The following is a 20117-nucleotide window of genomic DNA, read 5'->3' as shown; positions in this document are numbered from 1 at the left end:
GGCAATTTTCTGTTTTAGTATAGATTTTTTTGAATATTCTTTCAAAGAAAAGATCTACTTAATTTCCTTCATATTGGGAAACATATTCCACAGATTCTTCGTAATTATCACCACTATTATAATCCAAGCACCTTAAACGATATCTACCTACATAAGAGCATTCATAGCCAGAGCTTCCACTCAATACGGAACGACTTATTAGCATACCTGACGAATTATATTTTTTATTTTCACTATAAAAACCACCACCTATATTTCGCCCTCTGAAATTATATTCTCTCGGCATTCCATTTGGATAATAATCTATTGAAGTCGTTTCACCTGCAGTATAATTATTCAAAAATCTCGATCGCAATACTCCATTTTGATAATCGCAAATCAACCGAGCTCCGCTATAATCATATGCATTCCTACTTTCATAACTAGACAATGGACATGAAGCAGCCCATGATTGTACTTGAGAAAGCACAAAAATAAAAAAAGCGAAAATCTTTTTCATTTTAAATCTCCTTTGTTAGATTTCATAACATTTGTTTCTAGGGAACCAATATCCCTTCTTTCCTTTGGGGTAATAGAACAGCACATATTCACCAGCCTTGGCATAGACTTTAAAATAGTCAACCCATTCGCCCTGATAGCTATATCGACCATTTCCCGGAGCCCAGCCATTACGTGATTGGCATTTGAAATTGTAAGCATAAGCAGAGGATACTCCAAATAAAAAAATGGTTATCACAAACAAAAATCTCACTTTTCTCATTCCTAATAATCCTTAATGCAACGGACCGAATGTCCATAATAATCTTCTCGAGTATAAGAACATTTTTGAGCAGAATCCTGAAAAAAATTTGCAGTACATATGTAAACATTAGGATCATCATCCACCTTATACGTTGATGACGTCCAAAAACTACCCCAAATGCCCAATCCCCAAAAACCCCTAGTCATAGCCTGTCCAGCAGGCAAAGCCGAAAAGCCATAGGCATCAATCCCTTTTCTATCATCCTCCCAAATTTTTTTACTTTTCAACATTTTCCCAGCAATATCAGACCCACCAACATTCTCAAATAGTTCCATCCACTCCGTTGCATCCGGAAGATGCCACCCTTTGGGGCATGCAAATTTAGAAGCGCTCCACGTATACAGACGACCATATTTTCTGCAATTCTGTTCTTTATAATCATAGCAAACACTTTCATTCATATCATAATTCAAATTCTGCGCCATCCATATCTGATTACCAATTTTCACAGTTTTATAAACTTTTCCATCACGAGAATCCTTAAAAGATCCCGCAAACAATATATCAACTAGACTAAGCAACAATAAAATAAACTTTTTCATAAATAGCCCCCTTCTTATTTACGTTTTGCTTTTCTTGCCGATGAATTCAGAAAATCATTTAAATACATGGCAAATTCATTATACTCAACGCGATCGCAATAGCCTGTACTCGTTGTGGTAAAGCATTGTACAGGATTAGCACCTTGATAAATTATTGAACCATATAATCGAAAATGACCGAGAGCATAATAAAATTTAGCGAAAAGCGTATACCCTTTTTCTTCCATAATAATATTTCCCTCGCGACCAAAATTTTCTTCAAAATACGGAGTATAATTGTCTCGTCCATTATAGTATCGAACATCACCAACAGCATTTTTCGCTTTTTGGCAAGATATTTTCTTGACCTTAGTTACAGAATCATAACTGATCCGCCGGGTTTGGAAATAACATTTCTCAGCACAAACAAAAGTCTGTAGCACCAAGACTATTGCAAGAAACAATTTTTTCATATTTCTCCCCTTTTCACAGAAAGTGGCTTACGAGAGAATTTTGAACCTCAGTCCTGCAGAAATCGTACCATTATAAAAGAAAAAGGTGCGAAGTCGCAGGCTTACGTATTGAAGGCTCTGGTAACCCGTTAGCGATAAGCAACAGACGACCCGCACCCATAGGGGTGCGAGTAACGTCCTGCTCCCTGCTAACTTCAAGTTTACCAGACTTTTCAATACAGGAACAAGATTCTACTCTAATTCATTATGTCTTTACAAATATAACAATGTTCGCTCTACTATAAAAACAGGTTACCTCTTACCAATATCCATTTAATAGTTGATTTTTTCCCCTACAAAAAAAATTAAGAGCCTCTTGACATTCACCTTTCAGTGATTTATATTTTCAATGCTCAAACGAGCAGTTTTGAAATCGGCTCTGTCGGGCTAAACTGTACACTTGTGCCCGGCTAGCAAAAAATCCTCATTCCGTAAGCCCTTCCAAAACTGTTTTTCGGCTGCATGACCGATGTTTTTACGCTGAAATGGTCATTCGGCGGTCCGCAGCATGTTCGCAGCTATACGGCCTGGCCTAACAGAGCCAGAGGGTCATTTTCGCAGCTTTTTCGCAGTTTCGACCCAAAAGTACGGCCTGGCCCGACAGAGCCGTTTTTATTAGTGCTTTTATGTTCACTACTTTTAGCCCGTCAAAAATAGCCCATTGCCGTTTTCGGGCTAGAATCGCCATATTCGCGTTTTGGAGCACCTCTGGACTCGCGAAACATAGTCCAAATAGTTGAACATGGTTTTAGCCCCAAAATCAGCCCAGAATCGAACCGAGGAATTACAAATAAAGTCTCTTTCGATAGTCCTAAAAAGACCGCTAGAAGCAACGAAAAAAACGGGCTTTTACACCCGTTTCGTATCCCTGGAAAAAACTCGTGTCCACTATTGTATATAATGATATGGCTTACTACTAATAACTACTACCTACTACCATTATTATCTCATACAATACATAGCCATAATCAACCGAACTTGCCGTAAAAAAACGGTCAGACTTTTTATCGAGTTTTTGTAATCTTGGCCAATCTCGCCTTGCCTAAGCCGGGATGCTTTAGGCTTTGACAATGAGGACATCCATGTCCTTTATTTCTGGTGCTAACCCGGCTTTTCCATGATTTACCACATGTTTTACATTTCCACCATATATACTGAGCACTGCCTACAGATACATCAGATGGCGATAAGGAACCATTCAATTCATAATCCCATTCTTCTGCAAGTGTTGGATTATATTTTGCTAAAGGACGTTTATTTTTAGAACAAAAAACACATCCAGAGCCTTTACTTCTGTTCGCAACAATAGCCTGCCACGATAGTCCACATACCTTACATTTCCACCAAACTTTTTTTTCACTACATCTACTAATATTGAAAGGAGTCAAAGACCCGTTCAATTCATAATCCCATTCTTTGCACAATTCGGGATGCGTAAAGGCCAACGAATTTTTGGCAATGCTATGATCAATTTCTGATTCTATCAAATAACGATCTCGGTCAACATCAATATTTGTTTCAGCTACTCCTATTTGCTTCAAAGCCTGTTTGATTGCGGAAGAAAGTTCATCTGAAGAAAGAGAATGTAATTGAATACATTTGGATGATTTCAGCAATGGACAACCGGGTTCCCTTACTCGAATCAACTTTATAGAATGTTCATTACAAATAGAGTCTTTTCGTTCGTCTTTTTCTTTGTTTTGGTGGTAAAAAACACCATCATACTCAATACCGCATTTTATTGAAGGAATGTAAACATCTAATTCAAAGTTGCCTAATAATTTTGGATTCTTGTAATTTGGCTCTGCGTCTAGAAAAAAATGTTTGATATAGTGAAACAAACATTTTTCTGGAAAGGATGTTTTTGAAGTGCTAGAACATATCGGACACCCCTCACCAGCACTCCTATGAGCGGGCGAAGCTTGCCAACTATGTCCAAATGAACATTTCCACCAATACTTGATTCCGCTAGATTGCATGACTTTTGTAATAGGTGTTTTGTTTTTTTCGTAATCCCACTCCGCAGCCAAGGACACATTTGTATTTGTTATGTCATTGACGCCTTCTATAGCCCTTTGTCCATCACAGTATGGACATCGGTGTCCATCCGTAAAGTGACTAATTTTACTTTGCCATGAATGGCCTTGAGAACATTTCCACCAAACTTTATGGTGGGATTTCAGACCGACTGTTTTGGGATTCAAGACCCCATTTTTCTGATAATCCCACATTTCTGCAGCAAGGGGATATAAAGTGGCTAAATCGTTATATCCGACGAGAATCTTTTTTCCTATACAAATAGGACATCCTTTTCCTTGAACTCGATTGCATACGGCAGATTGATAACTATGTTTCCTTGGACAAATCCACCATATTTTTTTGTTTGAACCTGGCGTTATGTCATTCGGCGTTAGTGGTGAATTTCTTTCTTCATCCCATTCTTTTGCAATACTAGGATACAGTATGGCTAAAGAGCCTGATTTAGACAAGAGTTTTTCTCGTCTAACTGTAGTCCATGAATTATTGCACTTTCGACATCCACATCCTTTGCTTCTGCTGCTTACGGTTGAATTCCATCTGTGACCGCATTTAGAACAAATCCACCATACTCTCTTATTTGAAAAAACGGTCGTGTTTTGAGGAGTTTGCTCGCCATTCATTGCAAAATCCCACTCAGCCACAAGATCGGGTCTTTGTGATGCTAGGTCGTTTTTACCTATAATAAGTTTGTGTGGCATATTTTTCTATTAGTCGTAAATTGACTTTCCAGCGAACTAAACAAAAAAAGCAAACTATCGGCACCTATTTTGCACTGAGGAAAACAGAATTCATTATGACAATCGAAAAACCTTATTTTCGAAGTTTCTTATCCGAGACTCGTTCAACAAAATAATGGCAATCCGGATCTTTGTTTTTCATTAGGGAGAACAATCGTAAATACGCAATTGTTCTGTCCGTGTAGCTTTCCAAGAGTTCATATAGGTTGCCTCGCGATTCGCAAGCTCTGCATACATTATAAATCCACATACTGATGTCCTTTTTTTCTAAATATATCTAATTTGCTGTCAACAAAGCCGTTATTGTCAATTCTTATAGCGGACTAAAACCGCCTTCAACGATTTATCTTTTCCCTTTGATTTACATTTTTGTAAGTCCAGCATGATATTTGAAAAGTATTCTGCCAACTCCTTATTATTGGCTAAGGACTCTTCCTGGCATCTTTTGGCTGCAATTACAGGAATATTAGGGTTTACATCTAGTGGAACCTTGTGCCTATGAGCGGCATTGAGCAAATTTTCTTCCGATAAACTTATCTTAGACTTCTTCAAAATGTTTGATAGGAACAATAAATCATCCACCATTTTTTCATAGTCACGGTCTAAATAGGTAAATTTCGACTGCAACCAACAAAAATAAAAGCACTCTTCAAACATTTTCTTTTGCCCGAAGTAGTCTACAATAAATTCATAACACCGCTTTATATCAGCAGGTTTATACGCGACATCTAACGCACCCAATGTTATTTGGAATCCTTCTTCCCAGTTCTTTTGGTCCATATGAACCATCGCCAGCAATAACTTACAGGAGGCGGACACCGGATTCCAGCTTATTGCATTTTTCAGCACCTTTGATGCTGTTGAATAATCTCCCAATTCCCAGGCCGCCATGCCATATTGTCTCAAAACAGAATCTATTGGGCAAATATCACTAAGATTTTTGATGACTTTTTTCAGCGATGTAGGATTGTTATGCTGATAAATAGACCATTCCATTTCATCTGAAATGCATACATAGGAAATTGAGTCTACGGGTCTGAACGGAACATCTTCCAAAAAAGCAACCAAAGGCTGCAGCAAGTCTAGTTCTTTTTGAAAATCATGTTTTTTTTGAAATTCAAGAGCATCGCGAACAAGTTCAACAACGCCCTTTCGACCACCAAATTTTTCAAGTTTGTCGCGAAAAAAAGCTGCTTTGACTTGATATGCGTCTTCTAGATCTCTTAGTTGTGACGTTATCATTCTTGTGAACCTGAAATCCTTTTTAGTAAAATACCTTATAAGAAAAACGATGTCAAGTGAAAATCCAACTAATTCACTCAAAAAGGCGATTTAGGCTGTTTAGCTGAATTTTATAAAGAGAATTCCAAAATTTTCGACATAGCTCTTTCAAGCATGAGTGAAATTTTCCTTGACGAACTAGCCGCTCAATTTTTATATTGATTTTTATGGTTGTTCGCCTTTCCAAAAAAATGCTTCTTCTCTTGTCGGCAATCTTGATTACCTCGTGTAATCTAGATTATAATACCGATGACTATATTGGAACAAGCTTTGTATATATTGGCGAATGTCCCAATTTTTACTCATATATCGATGCCACACTTGCATGCGAAAACAAAAAAGACAGTAAATCTTACGCATGCAAAAGACAAAAAGCTATGGACAAGTACGTAAATAACAACAGCGAATGCTATAATCAGTTGTTGGCAGAAGCCTTAGTTCATGGAATTGCAATAATGGGAATACTGCGCAGATAGAAATATTTGCGCCGGTATAGGGGTTTATTATATTGTGTCTAGGGAGTCCGTCATGAAAAATCTCTTCATCGCACTGCTGGTCCTGGTCGGAGTATGCCTAGCCGAAGAATACCAGTTTACTGTCACTGAAGCACGATGCAAAGATTTGCACTTTGACAGTTTCACTCACAAGTGGACCGGAGCGAAACAATCTTGTGTTATTGAGTGCTATGTAAAATCCTCTCCTGACGCGAACCACATTCCGTCAGTATGGGTGTCAATTCAACCAAACGGGGAAAGCAAATATGGTCTTGATGACGGCATCGACAATATTACCGCCGCAACATTCTCTCAATTGCTGGTATCCGGGTCCTTATATGGTTGCCGTCAATATGTAAGAATGGATCTCGATAAAGCAAAGCCCTCGCAGAAGCGCTAGTAAACGGCGGCAAGTTGGCTCTGTCAAGTCAAATCGTACGCATAATTTGGCATAGCAAGAACTGTGATATTGAACAAATATTGCTGGATTTTGGGCTTTGTCGCCGAAAGAAATGGTTGTCTACTATTGCTTTTTTTGCAAAAAAATGTATTTTCCTAAGTATAAATCCGTCATTTCAGGAGAAAGAAACATGAAAAAGACATTTGTAATGAGCGTCATTGTGATGGTTTTTTGTCTGATTACTCTGTCTTATGCAAATGATAGAGATGAATTCTGTGCGGGATTTGAAGAGGGGTATAAGGCGATAAAGGGGAATATGGTTATTGTTCCTATTTGTCCGATTCCTCCCATAACACCTATAGGTTCCACGCCCTATCGTGAGGGGCTAAAAGCTGGAATGAAAGCTGCTCGCGATGGAAAGTAATTTTCAGAACCTATATAACCTCGGCTAGCAAAAAATCCTCAATCCGTAAGCCCTTCCAAAACTGTTTTTCGGCTGCATGACCGATGTTTTTACGCTGAAAAGGTCATCAGGCTCGCCGCAGCATGTTCGCAGCTATACGGCCTGGCCTAACAGAGCCAAAGGGTCATTTTCGCAGCATTTTCGCAGTTTCGACCCCAAAGTACGGACTGGCCCGACAGAGCCGTTTTTATGGCTCTGTCGGGCTAAACTGTACACTTGTGCCCGGCTAGCAAAAAATCCTCATTCCGTAAGCCCTTCCAAAACTGTTTTTCGGCTGCATGACCGATGTTTTTACGCTGAAATGGTCATTCGGCGGTCCGCAGCATGTTCGCAGCTATACGGCCTGGCCTAACAGAGCCAGAGGGTCATTTTCGCAGCTTTTTCGCAGTTTCGACCCAAAAGTACGGCCTGGCCCGACAGAGCCTTGAAATCTTCGCCTTTTTATGCATGTAGGCGAATGGAGGTAATATGACGCGAAACGAATTCATCGCCTTTGTCAAGGACGTACACGAGCACCCCGAGCATTTGGCTGATTACCGTAAGAAATACAAGAATGTTTATCCTTTCAGCGACGGCATCTTTAAGATGCTTATGGCGAACGAAGCCAAGCCCAAGCGAACCGTCAAATTCCTAAATGCAATGCTAGGACTTTCCGGCGATAAAGCTATCGTGACATTTACGCTGGGTGTACCCGAAAACCCCGGCGTGCTGAATGACAAAACCGCCATATTCGACATCTACGGCACAACGCAAGCAGGCGAACCCGTACTTATCGAAGTCCAACAGAATTTCAACTTTCTTTTTATCGATCGACTCATTTACTACACAGCCCGAGTCGTTTCACGTACAGTTAAGAAAGCTCAAGATTACAAGCTCCCACATATCTATGTGCTTTCCATTCTAACCGAAAATCAGTTTCCAAAAGAGCGGAACACCTACCTACACCATGCGCAGCTAGTTCGCAACCATCATTTTTTCTACGAAAAGCTAGACATTTTTCTGATAGAACTGGAAAAGTTCTTTGCAATTGATGATCGCACATCGCCGCAATGTCGCGAGCAGTCTGACAGAGCCGAAATGTTGCGTATTTTCCGCGATGTCCTTGAGGACAGAGATATTCCCGAAGACAAGTTAAAGAAACTACTTGACAAGGACTTTGCAAAAGATGTATCTTTAAAAGGGTACACCGACGAAACCCTTCTAAATGAGGTTGACGGAATGACGGACATGCTTTACGAAAAACAAGGGTCTTATCTTCAGGCAAAGATAGATGACGCCCAAGCAATGCTCGCCGAAGGTGATTCTGTAGAAAAAATTTCTAGAATTACCAAGCTTTCCGAAAGGGAAATACTCAAGCTGAAGAAAGAACTTGAGGAAACCGACGCACCTGCATAAGCTTCGTAAAATAGCCCCATTGGTTTAATTCATGCTGCACGTGACCGAAGCAAAATACATTGGTGATTACAAGATATCCGTCGCATTCAATGACGGATGTCGTATCATCGCTGATTTTGAAAAAGTCGTCAAGTCCGATCATCGCGCAATCGTGCAACAACTAGCGAACATCAACACATTTAAAGATTTCAGCCTGCAAGCACACACAATCACATGGTCAAATGGCGTTGATTTCGCACCAGAATTCATCAAGAGTTTGCAAAAGGTTCCCGAAAACGCAGCTAAATGGTCAAAAGAGCGCCTCAACACGGAACTCGAAAAAGGATACAATGACATGCTGAAAGGTCGCACCCGCCCTGCAGCGATGGTCCTTTCCGATGTCAAGAAAAAATACAAGGTATGAATTTATAGAAGCGAAATAATCTTCATTTCCCGCATTCCACGTAAGCTAAATCAATCCGCCCTTTAATAACGCAATTTTCCGTTATCGTCCAGCCATTCCCTTTTAAGAAAGACTTGTATTCGTCTTCCGTCCATTCATGCGCAAAGCGAACCCCGACAAGGCTCAGCAATTTTTGCCACAAGTTTCTTTTACCGCCTTCGCGGAATATAAAATTCGGAGCAATGAGCACGCCACCATCTTTCAAGACGCGACGGATTTCCGCCAACGCCTTTTCTGGATTCGGAATGATATGCAACGCATTCGCAATCACAACAACATCAAAAGAATCATCCTCAAAACGTAACGACGTTGCATCAGCCACTTCGAAGCGCACGTTCTCTGGATTTTTCGCCTTGCGAGCCGTCTCGATCATCTTCGGAGCAAAATCAGTCGCCACCACATGATTTGCATGCGGAGCAATATGTCGCGCAATCATCCCCGGGCCAGTCGCCAGTTCAAGCACATCTTTCCCTTTCGCGACCTCGCCAATCCGCCCATACATAAAATCATAAATATCCTTCTGCGAACGCATCGCGAATTCATAAACCGGCGCAAAGATATCCCAAATGTTCTTACTCATCATTTTCTCCTAAAAAACGCACTCTCCTCATGACAAGGAAAGTGCGCTAACCGATTAAAACAAAATCTAATTATTAAAAGTTCTGCGCAACGACAATTTGCTTCCGCAAAATGGCACCATCCAAAAATTCAAACATCGTGCGGTAAGCGTTATCGCGAACTTCCTTACGCGAGAGGAACAAGTCGTGCATGCCATCCGTAATCGTCACGGTCGTGACATCGTTACCCAATTTCGGAGCCCACTTTTCAAGAAGATTCACATCAAGCATGCAGTCGCAACGCATGTAGTCATCATCCCACTTGACCGTGTTCACGGTGCAGCCGCTACGCATCATGAGAACAGGAGCCTTGATCTGCATTCCCGCATGGATCCACTTGATGCCGCGAGTTGTCGCACGGAGGTATCCAAAATACTGTTGTGGCCATTCATCACTCTTCAAATCACGATTGAATTCCCACTCGCCCCTTTCACTCTTCAAAAGAGATATGTTGTACTTAGGGGCTTCCTGTTTCGGAGCGGGTGCATCGGGCAACAACAGCGCGATATCCGAGAACACGGGGAAAGCCACATTGCGAACAAACCAGCTATTTTTATAATCCAGGAACGGGCTATTCAAAACGAGAGCTGCAAAATCTTCGCTATTGCGTTCATTTAGGTAATTCGGCGTAATCAGCCCACCCTGCGAATGGCCGAGAATGACAAACGGCAATTTTGCATTTGAGCCTTTCGCAGCAATACTCTTGCTAAGCGCAATAGCCGCATCCAATTCCGCATAGTATTCCTTAACGCTTCGCATATCCGAACGCGGCTCGCCTTCGCTATACGAACGACCATTGTAATGCAAGTCAATTGCAAAGAAAGCAAAACCTGCAGAATCCGATTTTTCCGCAAGTTCTTCCTGGAAGAAGTAATCATTATAGCCGTGCACATACAAGATAATTCCACGCGGGTTCGATTCTTGCGACACCGCACGCGGAGAACTTCCGTAAGGATATTCAATCAACGTTGCATGAAAATCCTTATCATACGGTTTTACGTCAATCGGGTAAACCTGATAAGGTTCGCCAAGTTCCGGGTCCACCGACTTCTGCGGCAAAGCGTTATCAATGATTGTCTGCAACGTAGCAGCCGAGAGTTGCTTACTGTAAGCCTCATCCCGTTTCTTTTCCTTGCAGGCGGCAAGGCACGCATTTGCAGAAGTTGTAAAAAGCAATACGGCAGAGGCCGCGACAACAAAAGACTTTAACTTATTCATGCATCTACGATACAAAAATGCAATCGTTCACGCTACTCCAATTAGACCTTCAAAACTCCAGCGCGTTTTTTGAAATTGTCAAGTTTTAATACTATCTTTTTTCGTATGATTCAACCCATTTTACCCATTATTCAAGGTCTCACCATCCCATTTTTAGGGACGGTTCTCGGCGCAGCCTGCGTATTCTTTATCCGCGGGCAAATGAAGCAGAACCTCAAGCGCGGACTTTTAGCATTTGCAGCAGGAGTCATGGTAGCGGCATCCGTCTGGAGCCTGCTCCTCCCGGCCATCAGCGCCAGCGAACATTTGGGGAAATTATCATTTGCACCCGCCGCAGTGGGGTTCTGGGCAGGTATTTTATTCCTGTTCGTTTTGGATAAAATCACACCGCATTTGCATTTGGGCAGTCAAACTCCCGAAGGTCCGAGAGCAAAACTCAAACGCACTACGATGCTCACGCTCGCCGTAACACTCCACAACTTGCCCGAAGGCATGGCTGTCGGCATCGTTTTCGCAGGCTGGCTTTCCGGAAACGTCGCCATCACACTCTCGGCTGCATTCGCGCTTTCCATCGGTATCGCCATTCAGAACTTCCCTGAAGGAGCCGTCGTTTCGCTCCCGCTAAAAGCCGAAGGCGCTTCGCGCAAAAAAGCATTTGCACTCGGAGCGCTCTCCGGAGCTGTCGAACCGATCGGCGCATTGATTACCTTAATCGCCGCCGAAATCCTTTCGCCGTTCATGCCCTACCTGCTTTCGTTTGCGGCAGGCGCAATGATTTACGTTGTCGTTGAAGAAATGCTCCCCGAAGTAAGCGAAGGCGACCACTTTGACGCAGGCACCATCCTCTTCGCCGTCGGCTTCACGCTCATGATGGCACTCGACAGCGCGCTGTAATCACTACAGTTCGATATAGTGCGGGATGATGTCCTCGTAGCTCCCGTCCTTGAGCAAAAATCCCTTGGGTATCACGCCGAGTTGCGTAAAGCCTAGTTTTTTGTACAACTTCAATGCAGACGTATTTGTCGCGACAACCGCATTGAACTGCAAAATCCTGAAGCCGATTTCCTTTGCCTTCGCGAGGCAATCCTTCACGAGAAATTCGCCGATGTGCTGGCCGCGCTTGTTTTTCTTGACGGCGTAGCTCGCGTTTGAAATGTGCCCGCAACGCCCCACGTTATTCGGGTGGAGAATGTACAGTCCGACCACTTCGCCGGAGTCTGTGTCGATGGCGATACCCGTGAACGACTGCGACTTGAAAAAGGCGTCTCCCGTCTGCGGGTCAAGCAAATCCATTTGCGGAAACGCGATGCCGTCTTCGACAATGTCGTTCCAGATTTCAATCGCGTCGTTGATATACTTTGTATTATATTCTTCAATTTTAAGCATGAGAACAATCCTCTAATCTCTTTCTATTCCCCCAGCACGTGCCGGAGCGTATCGAGGAAAAGTTCGCCCGCCCGCGTGAACTGCTGGCCCCGCCGCCAAATGATATACATGTTGGTGGTGAGCTCGGGCATGAGCGGCCTGAAGCACAGGCGCGAACTGCGGCTCGTATCCACAAGGCCGTCGAAAGTGAGCAGGTAGCCCGTGCCCTCCTTCGCAAGCACCGAACCGTTGTACGAAAGATCCAGCCCCACGATTACGTTCAGCTTTGAAATATCGTCGCCGAACCATTTCGGCAAATCCGCCACCATCGCCTGGCGCGACGCCATCAGCGGCTTGTCAAGCAAGTCCTTCGGCTCAATGAAATCCCGCTTGGACAAAGGGTCGTCGCGACGCATCACCACTCCCCAGCGGTCCACCGAACGCACCGCAAGGCAGTTGTACTTTTCCAAATCGACGTTGTCTACAACCACCGCAAAATCAAAAATGCCCTTGTCCAGCTTTTCCAAGGCGCGCTCGCTGTCGCCCGAATATAAGTTGTACTTAATCTTCGGATAGTCGTCCCGGAGAATCCCGATGCACTTCGAAAGAAAATTCACGTTCCGCGATTCCGCGCAGGCAATGGCGATTTCACCCACCACCTCGTCTTCCTTCAGCGACTTGAAATCCTGCACCGTCCTGTCCGCCATCGAAAGAATGTCCTCCGCACGCTCCCGCAAGAGTTCCCCCGCAGGCGTCAGCCGAATCGCGTAATTCGTGCGCTCGAAAAGCTTCTCGCCCAGCTCCTCCTCCAACTCCTTGAGCTGGCGACTCACCGTCGGCTGCGTCACGCAAAGATTATCCGCCGCGCGCGAGACATTCCCCAACCGCGCCGCCTCCAGAAAATACCGCAAAACTCGAAGTTCCATACCCGAAAACTAATAAAATTCAAGCCCCGCAGGTATGAATTTGCAAAAACAATGCCCGGAAGGAATAACTAAGGTTTGTGAAAACTTATTTTCTATGCCTAATAAGCATATCTAGTTATGAAAACAAAGTATTTGCAATATCTAAAAAATGAAGGTATATTTGAACATGTAAAGACTTCAACCGAGAGGAACCTATGAAAAAAGTATTGGTCTTGTCCAGCAGCTTGCGCAAGGGGAGCAACTCCGAAACCTTGGCGCAGGAGTTCGCGAAGGGCGCCGCCGAGGCGGGCAACAAGGTGGAATTCGAGTCGCTGCGCGGCAAGAAGATCGGTTTTTGCATGGGCTGCCTTGCTTGTCAGAAGAAGGGCAAGTGCGTCATCAAGGACGACGCTCCCGCCATCACCAAGAAGATGGAATCGGCCGATGTCATCGTGTTTGCAACGCCGATTTACTATTACGAGATGAGCGGCCAGCTCAAGACCATGCTCGACCGCGCGAATTCTCTCTATTCCAGCGATTACAAGTTCCGCGAGATTTACCTGCTCACGTCCGCCGCCGACACCGACGCGAAGGCCATGAACATTGCAAAGCGCGGCATTGGCGGATGGATCGCCTGTTTTGACGGCGTGAAGCTCAAGGGAGCACTCTGTGCCACGGGAGCCGAAAGCGCTGGCGATGTCAAGAAGAATTCCGCGCTCTTGAAAAAAGCATTCGCCATGGGAAAGAAAGCTTAATAAAGGGTGATCAACTATGAAAAAAGGTATTCCTCATGAAGCAAGTTTTTGACACTGCCGACCTGAAATGGACTCGCGAACCTGCAACTTACAAAGTTGGCGAGGATGAAATTTGCATCGTGACCGATCCGCATACGGATCTTTGGCAAAGAACTTATTACCGTTTTCGCAACGACAATGCGCCGGTTCTTCAGATTGAAACGGAGGAAAAATTTTTCTCGTTTGTCATGAAAACAGATTTTTCTGGAAGCCATCATCGCTTCGATCAGTGCGGAATCGCTATGTATCTTGATTCTGAAAATTGGCTGAAAGCATCTGTTGAATACGAAAATGAAAAATTCCAGCATCTTGGTTCGGTTGTAACCAACCACGGTTATTCCGACTGGGCTACGACTGCTATCAGTGCCGAAATTAAAACGATGTGGTTCCGCTTTAGCCGTCGAGAAAGTGACTATTGCGTAGAATGCTCGCAAGATGGAAAAAACTTCACGCAAATGCGCATTTGCCACATGTGGGAAGGTGCTGGTAAAATCCGCTTTGGTATTTACGCTTGTAGCCCTGAAGATTCCTCGTTCTTGGCAAAATTTTCAGACTTTGCATTGACGGAATGCCTGTGGAAAGCTCACGACGGCCAGCAACCTGATTGAATTTGTTTATTAAATATCCATGCCTAAAAAGCATAACAAGCCATAGTAAATAAGCAATTGCTATTGTACAGGGAATAAATAATATTAAAAATGTAAAGGGAGATGTCCGCCTGCGCGGACATGACAAGAAGAGTTGAATTTTTAAATAGGAGATAAATCATGAAATCCAGATTCTTAAAAGCGGCGCTCGCCGTGGTTTCCGCATGCACCCTGATGGCATGCTGCCCCGAAAAAGAAAACAATGCTGCGCAGGGGGCCGCCACGCCGGCCGCACCGGCAACAGAAGCAGCACAACAGACAAAGGACGAAAATATGAACAAGCTCACGCTTACCGCCGAATGGGACAAGGTTTTCCCCAAGAGCGACAAGGTCGAACATTCCAAGGTCACTTTCAAGAACCACTTTGGCATTGAACTCGCCGCCGACATGTTCGTGCCCAAGGACACGAGCCTCAAGGTGAACGGCAAGTTTCCGGCGATTGCAGTCTCTGGCCCGTTCGGAGCCGTCAAGGAACAGTCCTCTGGCCTTTACGCTCAGCAGATGGCGGAACGCGGATTCCTGACCATCGCATTTGACCCGAGCTTTACCGGCGAATCGGGCGGCGAGCCGCGCTATATGAACAGCCCGGACATCAATACCGAAGACTTCATGGCGTCTGTAGATTTCCTCTCGACCCGCGACAACGTTGACCCGGAACGCATCGGCATCATCGGCATTTGCGGCTGGGGTGGCATGGCGATTAACGCTGCCGGCATCGATACCCGCGTCAAGGCGACCGTCGCTTCGACCATGTACGACATGAGCCGCGTGACTGCAAACGGCTACTTCGATTCCGCAAACAACGCCGATGCCCGCAACGAGGCCCGCAAGGCTCTGATGGCCCAGCGCACCAAGGATTTCAAGAACGGCACGTACGACCTGGCCGGCGGTGTTATTGACCCGCTCCCGGACGACGCTCCTTACTTTGTCAAGGATTACTACGCTTACTACAAGACCCCGCGCGGCTACCACAAGCGCTCCCTCAACAGCAACAAGGGCTGGGCCGCCTCCGCAGGCACCTCGCTCCTGAACACGAAACTCCTCGCATACGCCGACGAAATCCGTAACCCCGTGCTCATCATCCACGGCGAAAAGGCCCATAGCCGCTACTTCGGCGAAGGCGCATTCGAAAAGATGACCGGCAAGAAGGCGAACGTCCCCGCAAAACTCGACGCCACCAAGAACTGGAGCAAGACCGTCGGCAACAAGGAACTCCTCGTCATCCCCGGAGCCTCCCACGTGGACCTCTACGACAACCTGGAAAAAATCCCCTTCGAAAAGCTGAACGAATTCTTCAAGACAAACTTGAAGTAAAAGTGATCGCTTAAAAAAAGCGGCCTGCGAATTGCGGGCCGTTTTTCACGCCAGCGTGTAGCTTTTATCCAGCAATTTCTTGATTTCGGTTAGCGACACAGTCCCATCAAGGATGACCGTTACCCAGCTTTTCTTGTTCATGTGGTATGCGGGGAGGTAGCCGGGCTTTTTCAGGAGTTCCGGCAATTCCTTCGGGACTATCTTGAAGTTCGCCACTTCGATAATTTCGTCGCCCTTGAGGCCAACTTTTGATTTTTCGACAGTCCCCAATAGGCAATACCATTTCTTGTTTTCGTGCTTGCGGATGGCGGCGAATTGCGGAAACCGTTCCCACAGATATTCGGGCTTGTCTCCGTATTTTTGCTCCGCGTAGCCAATCAGGTCGTTTGCTGATTTCCTTTTAAAAATCTGCGTCTCGAAACATTCGCTAATGAATTTATCCGTAATAGCGAAAACTTCTTTGCGGATGCGGCCCACGAGGGCTCCCTGCACTGACAGCACCGAAAACAGTAGGTATTCTTCGCCGGAATCGTTGTCGAACACCTTGACAGAAACTTTCTTGCCCCGTCCCACTCTGATTTCCAGACGGAATCGCCCGCCAAGCATTTCGCAGACGAGTGCATAGTTAGGCCCTTCCTTCGTGAACCCGAACGGAATGAGCTTCTTGACAAGGAGTTTCTTGCCGTTGAATTGTTCTTCGATGCCTGTCACAAACGAAAAGATAGATAAATTTATTTTTTGCCTTTGTCAAGAACTTGCCAACGGAAAAATTTTTTCCTAAATTCGCTTGCGAAATCAACGTGTAGCGGTCCCGCATAAGTCCAGTTGTAAGGCTTTGCGGGCTTTTTTTATGGCGATTCCGTGCGGTTTCGTCAAGAGGAATTTATGAGCGGAAAACAGAAATTCACTTTCCTTATGCTGTTGCTTGGACTGCTTTCGGCATTTGGTCCCTTCGTGACGGACCTTTACTTGCCGGCCCTCCCGAGCCTTGCCGATTACTTTGCGGCAAGCCCCTCGATGGCGCAACTGAGCCTCACCATGAGCATGCTCGGGCTTTCAGTGGGGCAACTCTTTGTAGGCCCGCTGAGCGACAAGTTCGGCCACAAAAAGTTGTTGCTAGTTTGTCTGTTGCTTTTTGTTTGCGGGACTGTCGCTTGCATTGTCGCGCCGAACATCGTAACCTTCAACGTGTTTCGTTTGTTGCAGGGCATGGCGGCGTCCGGCGGAATCGTGATAGCACGTTCCATTTCAGCGGATTCCTACCGTGGCCCCGTCCTCACGAAGTTCCTTGCCATGGTGAGTGCTGTGAACGGAGTCGCCCCGATTATAGCCCCAGTGCTAGGCGGATTCTTGCTGAATTTCATGAGCTGGAAGGGAACTTTCGCGGTGTTGCTTCTGTACGGTGCATTGCTGCTCTTTATGTCAGGGAAATTCCAGGAATCGCTCCCGGTAAAACGCCGCAGCAAAAAATCTGTCTTTGCAAGTTTTAGCTTGTATGTAAAAGTGTTCAAGAACCGCGCCTACGTATCGTATTTCTTGGTATGTACCTTCCCGATGATTATCTTGTTCGGGTATATTGCGTCTTCGCCCTTTATCTACCAAAAAATCTACGGCCTTTCGCCTGTCGGCTTCAGCCTGTGCTTTGCGCTGAATGCCGTTTTCACGGCCATCGGTTGCGCGTTGTCGGGTAAAGTCGGCAACGAATTCAAGGCCCTGAAAATCGCAGGCACGGGAATGTTCGTTTTCGCAATTGCAGTTGCTGTCGCCCTCATGACGCACGCTTTACTCCCGATTCTGCAAGTCGCCTTCATGGGGCTTACGTTCATGTTCGGCATGAGTCAGCCACCGGCAAACGCATTGGCTTTGAATGCGGAACGCGCAAATGCAGGCACCGCAGCCGCAGCCATCGGGGCATCGGGCTTCTTGATGGGCGGAATCGTCTCTCCGCTGGTCGGCATGGGGGACATTGCCACAAGTGTTTCGATCGTCCTAGTTGTGGGTGCCGTTTTGACGCTTGTTTCGGTTCTCGCCATCGGTTCACTATGCGCAAAAGGCATAGTGAGTCATAGCAAATAAGTATTTTGAATCGCTCGCACAATTATTTATATTGTGTGTATGCGAAACATTGTCCTTATAGCGTTGTTCTTTCTCGTGGCCTGCAGCGATGCGGCGAGCCATTCGACGCAGCCTGAAGCTCAGACGCCGAAATCGTCCGCCAGTAAAACGCCCGGCGCAGTGCCAACAAGTTCATCGGCTCAAACGGAGGCTCCCGTGAAACTCAAAATCCATGTGAACGACACCACCTTCACGGCAACGCTCGAAGAAAATTCCTCCGCCAAGGCCTTCGCCGAATTCCTCACGCAGGGCGACATGACGCTCGACATGCACGACTACGGCAGTTTCGAGAAGGTGGCCGACCTGCCGCGCAGTTTCCCGCGCAACGACAAGCAAATCGACACCGACGCGGGCGACATCATCCTTTACCAGGGCAATTCCATCACCATCTACTACGACAAGAATTCCTGGAACTTTACGCGCCTTGCCCGTATCGACAACGTGAACAAGAAACGCCTCCAGCAGATTCTCGGCAAAGGGAACGTGAAGGCGACATTCTCGGTGGAATAGATTTCCACTATGCGTCGCGCGCATACTGAGCATGAAAATTAAGCATTTTGCGCATGCTCCGAAAAAATTTATATTATATGCAAAGCATTTCGGAGTGGCAAAATGAAACTCAAGTTTTTAACGCTATTTTCAATCCTTGCGCTCGCTGCGAGCGTGTTTGCGGAGAGTGCCATGAGCAACATTACGGTAAACCTGCGCTATACGGGTAAGAACGGGGCGGCAAAGAAGTTCACCGAAGAGATGGTTTCTAGCGGGACTGTGGCGAAAATCCGTGCCGAAAAGGGCAACATCCGCTACGAATATTTCCAGTCGCTGGACGATCCCGAGACCATCTTGCTGATTGACGCGTGGGAAAGCCAGGCCGCCATCGATGTGCACCATGCTTCGCCCATGATGAAGACCATCGCGAAACTCCGCGACAAGTACGACTTGAAAATGACTGTCGAACGCTATACGCCCGACAACACCATGCCCAAGACCGACGAAAAGTTCATCAGGAAATAAGTCGCAAAAATGCAATGCCCGCGCGCTGTTTGGCGATAAGGCGACCAGCGGAAAATAGACTCTACGCCAGTGTCACTTTGAAAAATTCCACGTTCATTTCGCGGTCGGCGAGCGGCACAATCTTGCGGTCCTTGGGAATTTCGTAATCGAACTGGTGATCCGAAACGAACGTCAACAGCGAAGACTGCTCGATGAGCTTTGAAATGCCTTTCGTGCTGTCATGCTTGATGAAGGTGGCGTCGGGAATCTTCTTGCGCTTGACCTGTTCCCAGAAACCCACATTGCTGCGCTGGATGATGGTCTCGCCCTTGAGTTCACGGAGCCGGATGGACTTACGCTTGGCAAGCGGATGCTTTTTCGGGAGAGCAATCGAGAGCCGCTCCTGCATGTATTTTTCGGCGCGGTATTTCTTTGCGCGTGGGGCCTTAAGCGTGATGCCGATATCCGCCGAGCCCTCGTTCAGCGCCTTCAGCACGCCCGCCTCGTTGTCGATAATCTCGTAGGTGACCTGCGCACCGGGGTATTTTTCCTGCAGTTCCTGCACCATCCGCATGGCGGGGAGAATGGCCACCGACGCGATGGAGAATGTGCGCATGCCCGCTCCCTGCGGGCTTACCTTTTCCATCATCTCGCTTTGCAAGTCCATGATGCGCTTTGCGTATTCGGCGACCGTGCGTCCCTTCTCGTTCAGCTCGATGCGGTTCTTTTTGCGCTCGAAGAGCGGAGCACCGATTTCGTCTTCCAGCTTCTTGAACGCGCGACTCACCGCCGGTTGCGAAGTGTAGAGTTTGTCCGCAACGGCAGAAAGCGTCCCGTATTCCAGGAACCCAGCCAGCAATCGCAAAATGTAGGTCTCGACAAACATAAAAAAGCCCCTTTTGGGGGGAATATAATAAATCCGCTATGCGTCAAGTGAATAGTGGACGTTTAAAACTTACCCACAGGCACAATGATGTGAACCCCGAAAGTTGGACATAACTTTCGGGGTTTTCATGTATAAAAAACACACTGAAGAAGAATGGGCTACAGCCTACAAGCTTC

23 protein-coding genes are annotated in these 20117 nt (G+C 45.9%); 11 read left to right on the top strand and 12 right to left on the bottom strand.

Translation table 11 applies throughout. The features are described from left to right. Positions 1-58 precede the first annotated feature (58 nt). The 6 genes from BUA34_RS15700 to BUA34_RS05110 all read right to left on the bottom strand — a co-directional run bounded on the left by BUA34_RS15700 (position 59) and on the right by BUA34_RS05110 (position 5854). Positions 59-499, bottom strand: a complete 441-nt coding sequence (locus tag BUA34_RS15700; RefSeq protein WP_139255879.1) for a hypothetical protein — start codon at positions 497-499, stop codon at positions 59-61. Positions 500-514: 15 nt separating this feature from the next. Next, a complete protein-coding gene (locus BUA34_RS05130; RefSeq protein ID WP_139255878.1) occupies positions 515-736 on the bottom strand; it encodes a hypothetical protein in 222 nt (73 codons plus the stop codon). 26 nt (positions 737-762) lie between these two features. Then, positions 763-1344 (bottom strand): fibrobacter succinogenes major paralogous domain-containing protein, encoded by a 582-nt coding sequence (locus BUA34_RS05125; RefSeq protein WP_072827669.1) that lies wholly within the window; start codon positions 1342-1344, stop codon positions 763-765. A gap of 14 nt (positions 1345-1358) precedes the next feature. Beyond that, the gene (locus BUA34_RS05120; protein WP_072827668.1) at positions 1359-1796 is read right to left on the bottom strand and encodes a hypothetical protein; all 438 of its coding nucleotides are present in this window, start codon (positions 1794-1796) and stop codon (positions 1359-1361) included. A gap of 1043 nt (positions 1797-2839) precedes the next feature. Then, positions 2840-4573 (bottom strand): zinc-ribbon domain-containing protein, encoded by a 1734-nt coding sequence (locus tag BUA34_RS05115; protein ID WP_072827667.1) that lies wholly within the window; start codon positions 4571-4573, stop codon positions 2840-2842. A 345-nt stretch (positions 4574-4918) separates the two neighbouring features. Continuing rightward, a complete protein-coding gene (locus BUA34_RS05110) occupies positions 4919-5854 on the bottom strand; it encodes a tetratricopeptide repeat protein (RefSeq protein ID WP_072827666.1) in 936 nt (311 codons plus the stop codon). A 567-nt stretch (positions 5855-6421) separates the two neighbouring features. Between BUA34_RS05110 and BUA34_RS05100 the strand changes: the two genes are divergently transcribed. The 4 genes from BUA34_RS05100 to BUA34_RS15590 all read left to right on the top strand — a co-directional run bounded on the left by BUA34_RS05100 (position 6422) and on the right by BUA34_RS15590 (position 9048). Further along, positions 6422-6787, top strand: a complete 366-nt coding sequence (locus BUA34_RS05100) for a hypothetical protein (protein ID WP_072827664.1) — start codon at positions 6422-6424, stop codon at positions 6785-6787. A 190-nt stretch (positions 6788-6977) separates the two neighbouring features. Next, positions 6978-7211, top strand: a complete 234-nt coding sequence (locus BUA34_RS05095) for a hypothetical protein (protein WP_217650178.1) — start codon at positions 6978-6980, stop codon at positions 7209-7211. Between the two features lie 507 nt (positions 7212-7718). Further along, entirely contained in the window at positions 7719-8645 is a 927-nt protein-coding gene (locus BUA34_RS05090; RefSeq protein WP_072827663.1) for a PD-(D/E)XK nuclease family transposase, read from the top strand. 31 nt (positions 8646-8676) lie between these two features. After that, positions 8677-9048 (top strand): DUF2442 domain-containing protein, encoded by a 372-nt coding sequence (locus BUA34_RS15590; protein WP_083579737.1) that lies wholly within the window; start codon positions 8677-8679, stop codon positions 9046-9048. A gap of 22 nt (positions 9049-9070) precedes the next feature. On the opposite strand, the gene BUA34_RS05080 is transcribed toward BUA34_RS15590, so the two are convergent. Further along, a complete protein-coding gene (locus BUA34_RS05080) occupies positions 9071-9667 on the bottom strand; it encodes a class I SAM-dependent methyltransferase (RefSeq protein WP_072827662.1) in 597 nt (198 codons plus the stop codon). Positions 9668-9740: 73 nt separating this feature from the next. After that, positions 9741-10922: an alpha/beta hydrolase gene (locus tag BUA34_RS05075; protein ID WP_254794335.1), complete on the bottom strand. Its 1182-nt coding sequence runs from the start codon at positions 10920-10922 to the stop codon at positions 9741-9743. Between the two features lie 105 nt (positions 10923-11027). Between BUA34_RS05075 and BUA34_RS05070 the strand changes: the two genes are divergently transcribed. Continuing rightward, positions 11028-11816, top strand: coding sequence for a ZIP family metal transporter (locus BUA34_RS05070; protein ID WP_072827661.1), 789 nt, complete (start codon positions 11028-11030; stop codon positions 11814-11816). A gap of 3 nt (positions 11817-11819) precedes the next feature. Here the strand turns inward: BUA34_RS05070 and BUA34_RS05065 are convergent, their stop codons facing one another. Both BUA34_RS05065 and BUA34_RS05060 read right to left on the bottom strand, forming a co-directional pair. Beyond that, positions 11820-12308, bottom strand: a complete 489-nt coding sequence (locus BUA34_RS05065; protein ID WP_072827660.1) for a GNAT family N-acetyltransferase — start codon at positions 12306-12308, stop codon at positions 11820-11822. Between the two features lie 23 nt (positions 12309-12331). Next, the gene (locus BUA34_RS05060) at positions 12332-13213 is read right to left on the bottom strand and encodes a LysR family transcriptional regulator (RefSeq protein ID WP_072827659.1); all 882 of its coding nucleotides are present in this window, start codon (positions 13211-13213) and stop codon (positions 12332-12334) included. Between the two features lie 194 nt (positions 13214-13407). Between BUA34_RS05060 and BUA34_RS05055 the strand changes: the two genes are divergently transcribed. The 3 genes from BUA34_RS05055 to BUA34_RS05045 all read left to right on the top strand — a co-directional run bounded on the left by BUA34_RS05055 (position 13408) and on the right by BUA34_RS05045 (position 15947). Beyond that, complete coding sequence (locus BUA34_RS05055) at positions 13408-13947, top strand: flavodoxin family protein (protein ID WP_014546388.1); 540 nt, start codon at positions 13408-13410, stop codon at positions 13945-13947. Between the two features lie 35 nt (positions 13948-13982). After that, the gene (locus BUA34_RS05050) at positions 13983-14594 is read left to right on the top strand and encodes a DUF1349 domain-containing protein (RefSeq protein WP_072827658.1); all 612 of its coding nucleotides are present in this window, start codon (positions 13983-13985) and stop codon (positions 14592-14594) included. Positions 14595-14753: 159 nt separating this feature from the next. Then, positions 14754-15947 carry an alpha/beta hydrolase gene (locus tag BUA34_RS05045; protein ID WP_072827657.1) on the top strand — a complete coding sequence of 398 codons (1194 nt, stop codon included), beginning with the start codon at positions 14754-14756 and terminating at the stop codon, positions 15945-15947. A gap of 45 nt (positions 15948-15992) precedes the next feature. Here BUA34_RS05045 and BUA34_RS05040 read toward each other — a convergent pair whose 3' ends face one another. Then, on the bottom strand, positions 15993-16658 hold the full coding sequence (locus BUA34_RS05040; RefSeq protein ID WP_072827656.1) for an MmcQ/YjbR family DNA-binding protein: 666 nt from the start codon (positions 16656-16658) through the stop codon (positions 15993-15995). Between the two features lie 174 nt (positions 16659-16832). Here BUA34_RS05040 and BUA34_RS05035 point away from each other — a divergent pair, with 174 nt between their 5' ends. The 3 genes from BUA34_RS05035 to BUA34_RS05025 all read left to right on the top strand — a co-directional run bounded on the left by BUA34_RS05035 (position 16833) and on the right by BUA34_RS05025 (position 19076). After that, complete coding sequence (locus BUA34_RS05035) at positions 16833-18023, top strand: multidrug effflux MFS transporter (RefSeq protein WP_072827655.1); 1191 nt, start codon at positions 16833-16835, stop codon at positions 18021-18023. Between the two features lie 39 nt (positions 18024-18062). Next, on the top strand, positions 18063-18572 hold the full coding sequence (locus BUA34_RS05030; protein ID WP_254794334.1) for a cyclophilin-like fold protein: 510 nt from the start codon (positions 18063-18065) through the stop codon (positions 18570-18572). A 171-nt stretch (positions 18573-18743) separates the two neighbouring features. Further along, positions 18744-19076 (top strand): putative quinol monooxygenase, encoded by a 333-nt coding sequence (locus BUA34_RS05025; protein WP_072827992.1) that lies wholly within the window; start codon positions 18744-18746, stop codon positions 19074-19076. Positions 19077-19137: 61 nt separating this feature from the next. On the opposite strand, the gene BUA34_RS05020 is transcribed toward BUA34_RS05025, so the two are convergent. Next, positions 19138-19941 (bottom strand): LysR family transcriptional regulator, encoded by an 804-nt coding sequence (locus BUA34_RS05020; RefSeq protein WP_072827654.1) that lies wholly within the window; start codon positions 19939-19941, stop codon positions 19138-19140. Positions 19942-20117: the final 176 nt, after the last annotated feature.

This window comes from Fibrobacter sp. UWB12 (assembly GCF_900142485.1).
In the GTDB taxonomy this organism is placed as follows: Bacteria; Fibrobacterota; Fibrobacteria; order Fibrobacterales; family Fibrobacteraceae; genus Fibrobacter.
The sequence above is the reverse complement of the archived record's forward strand: the minus strand, read 5'-3'. Positions and strand labels throughout refer to the sequence as shown.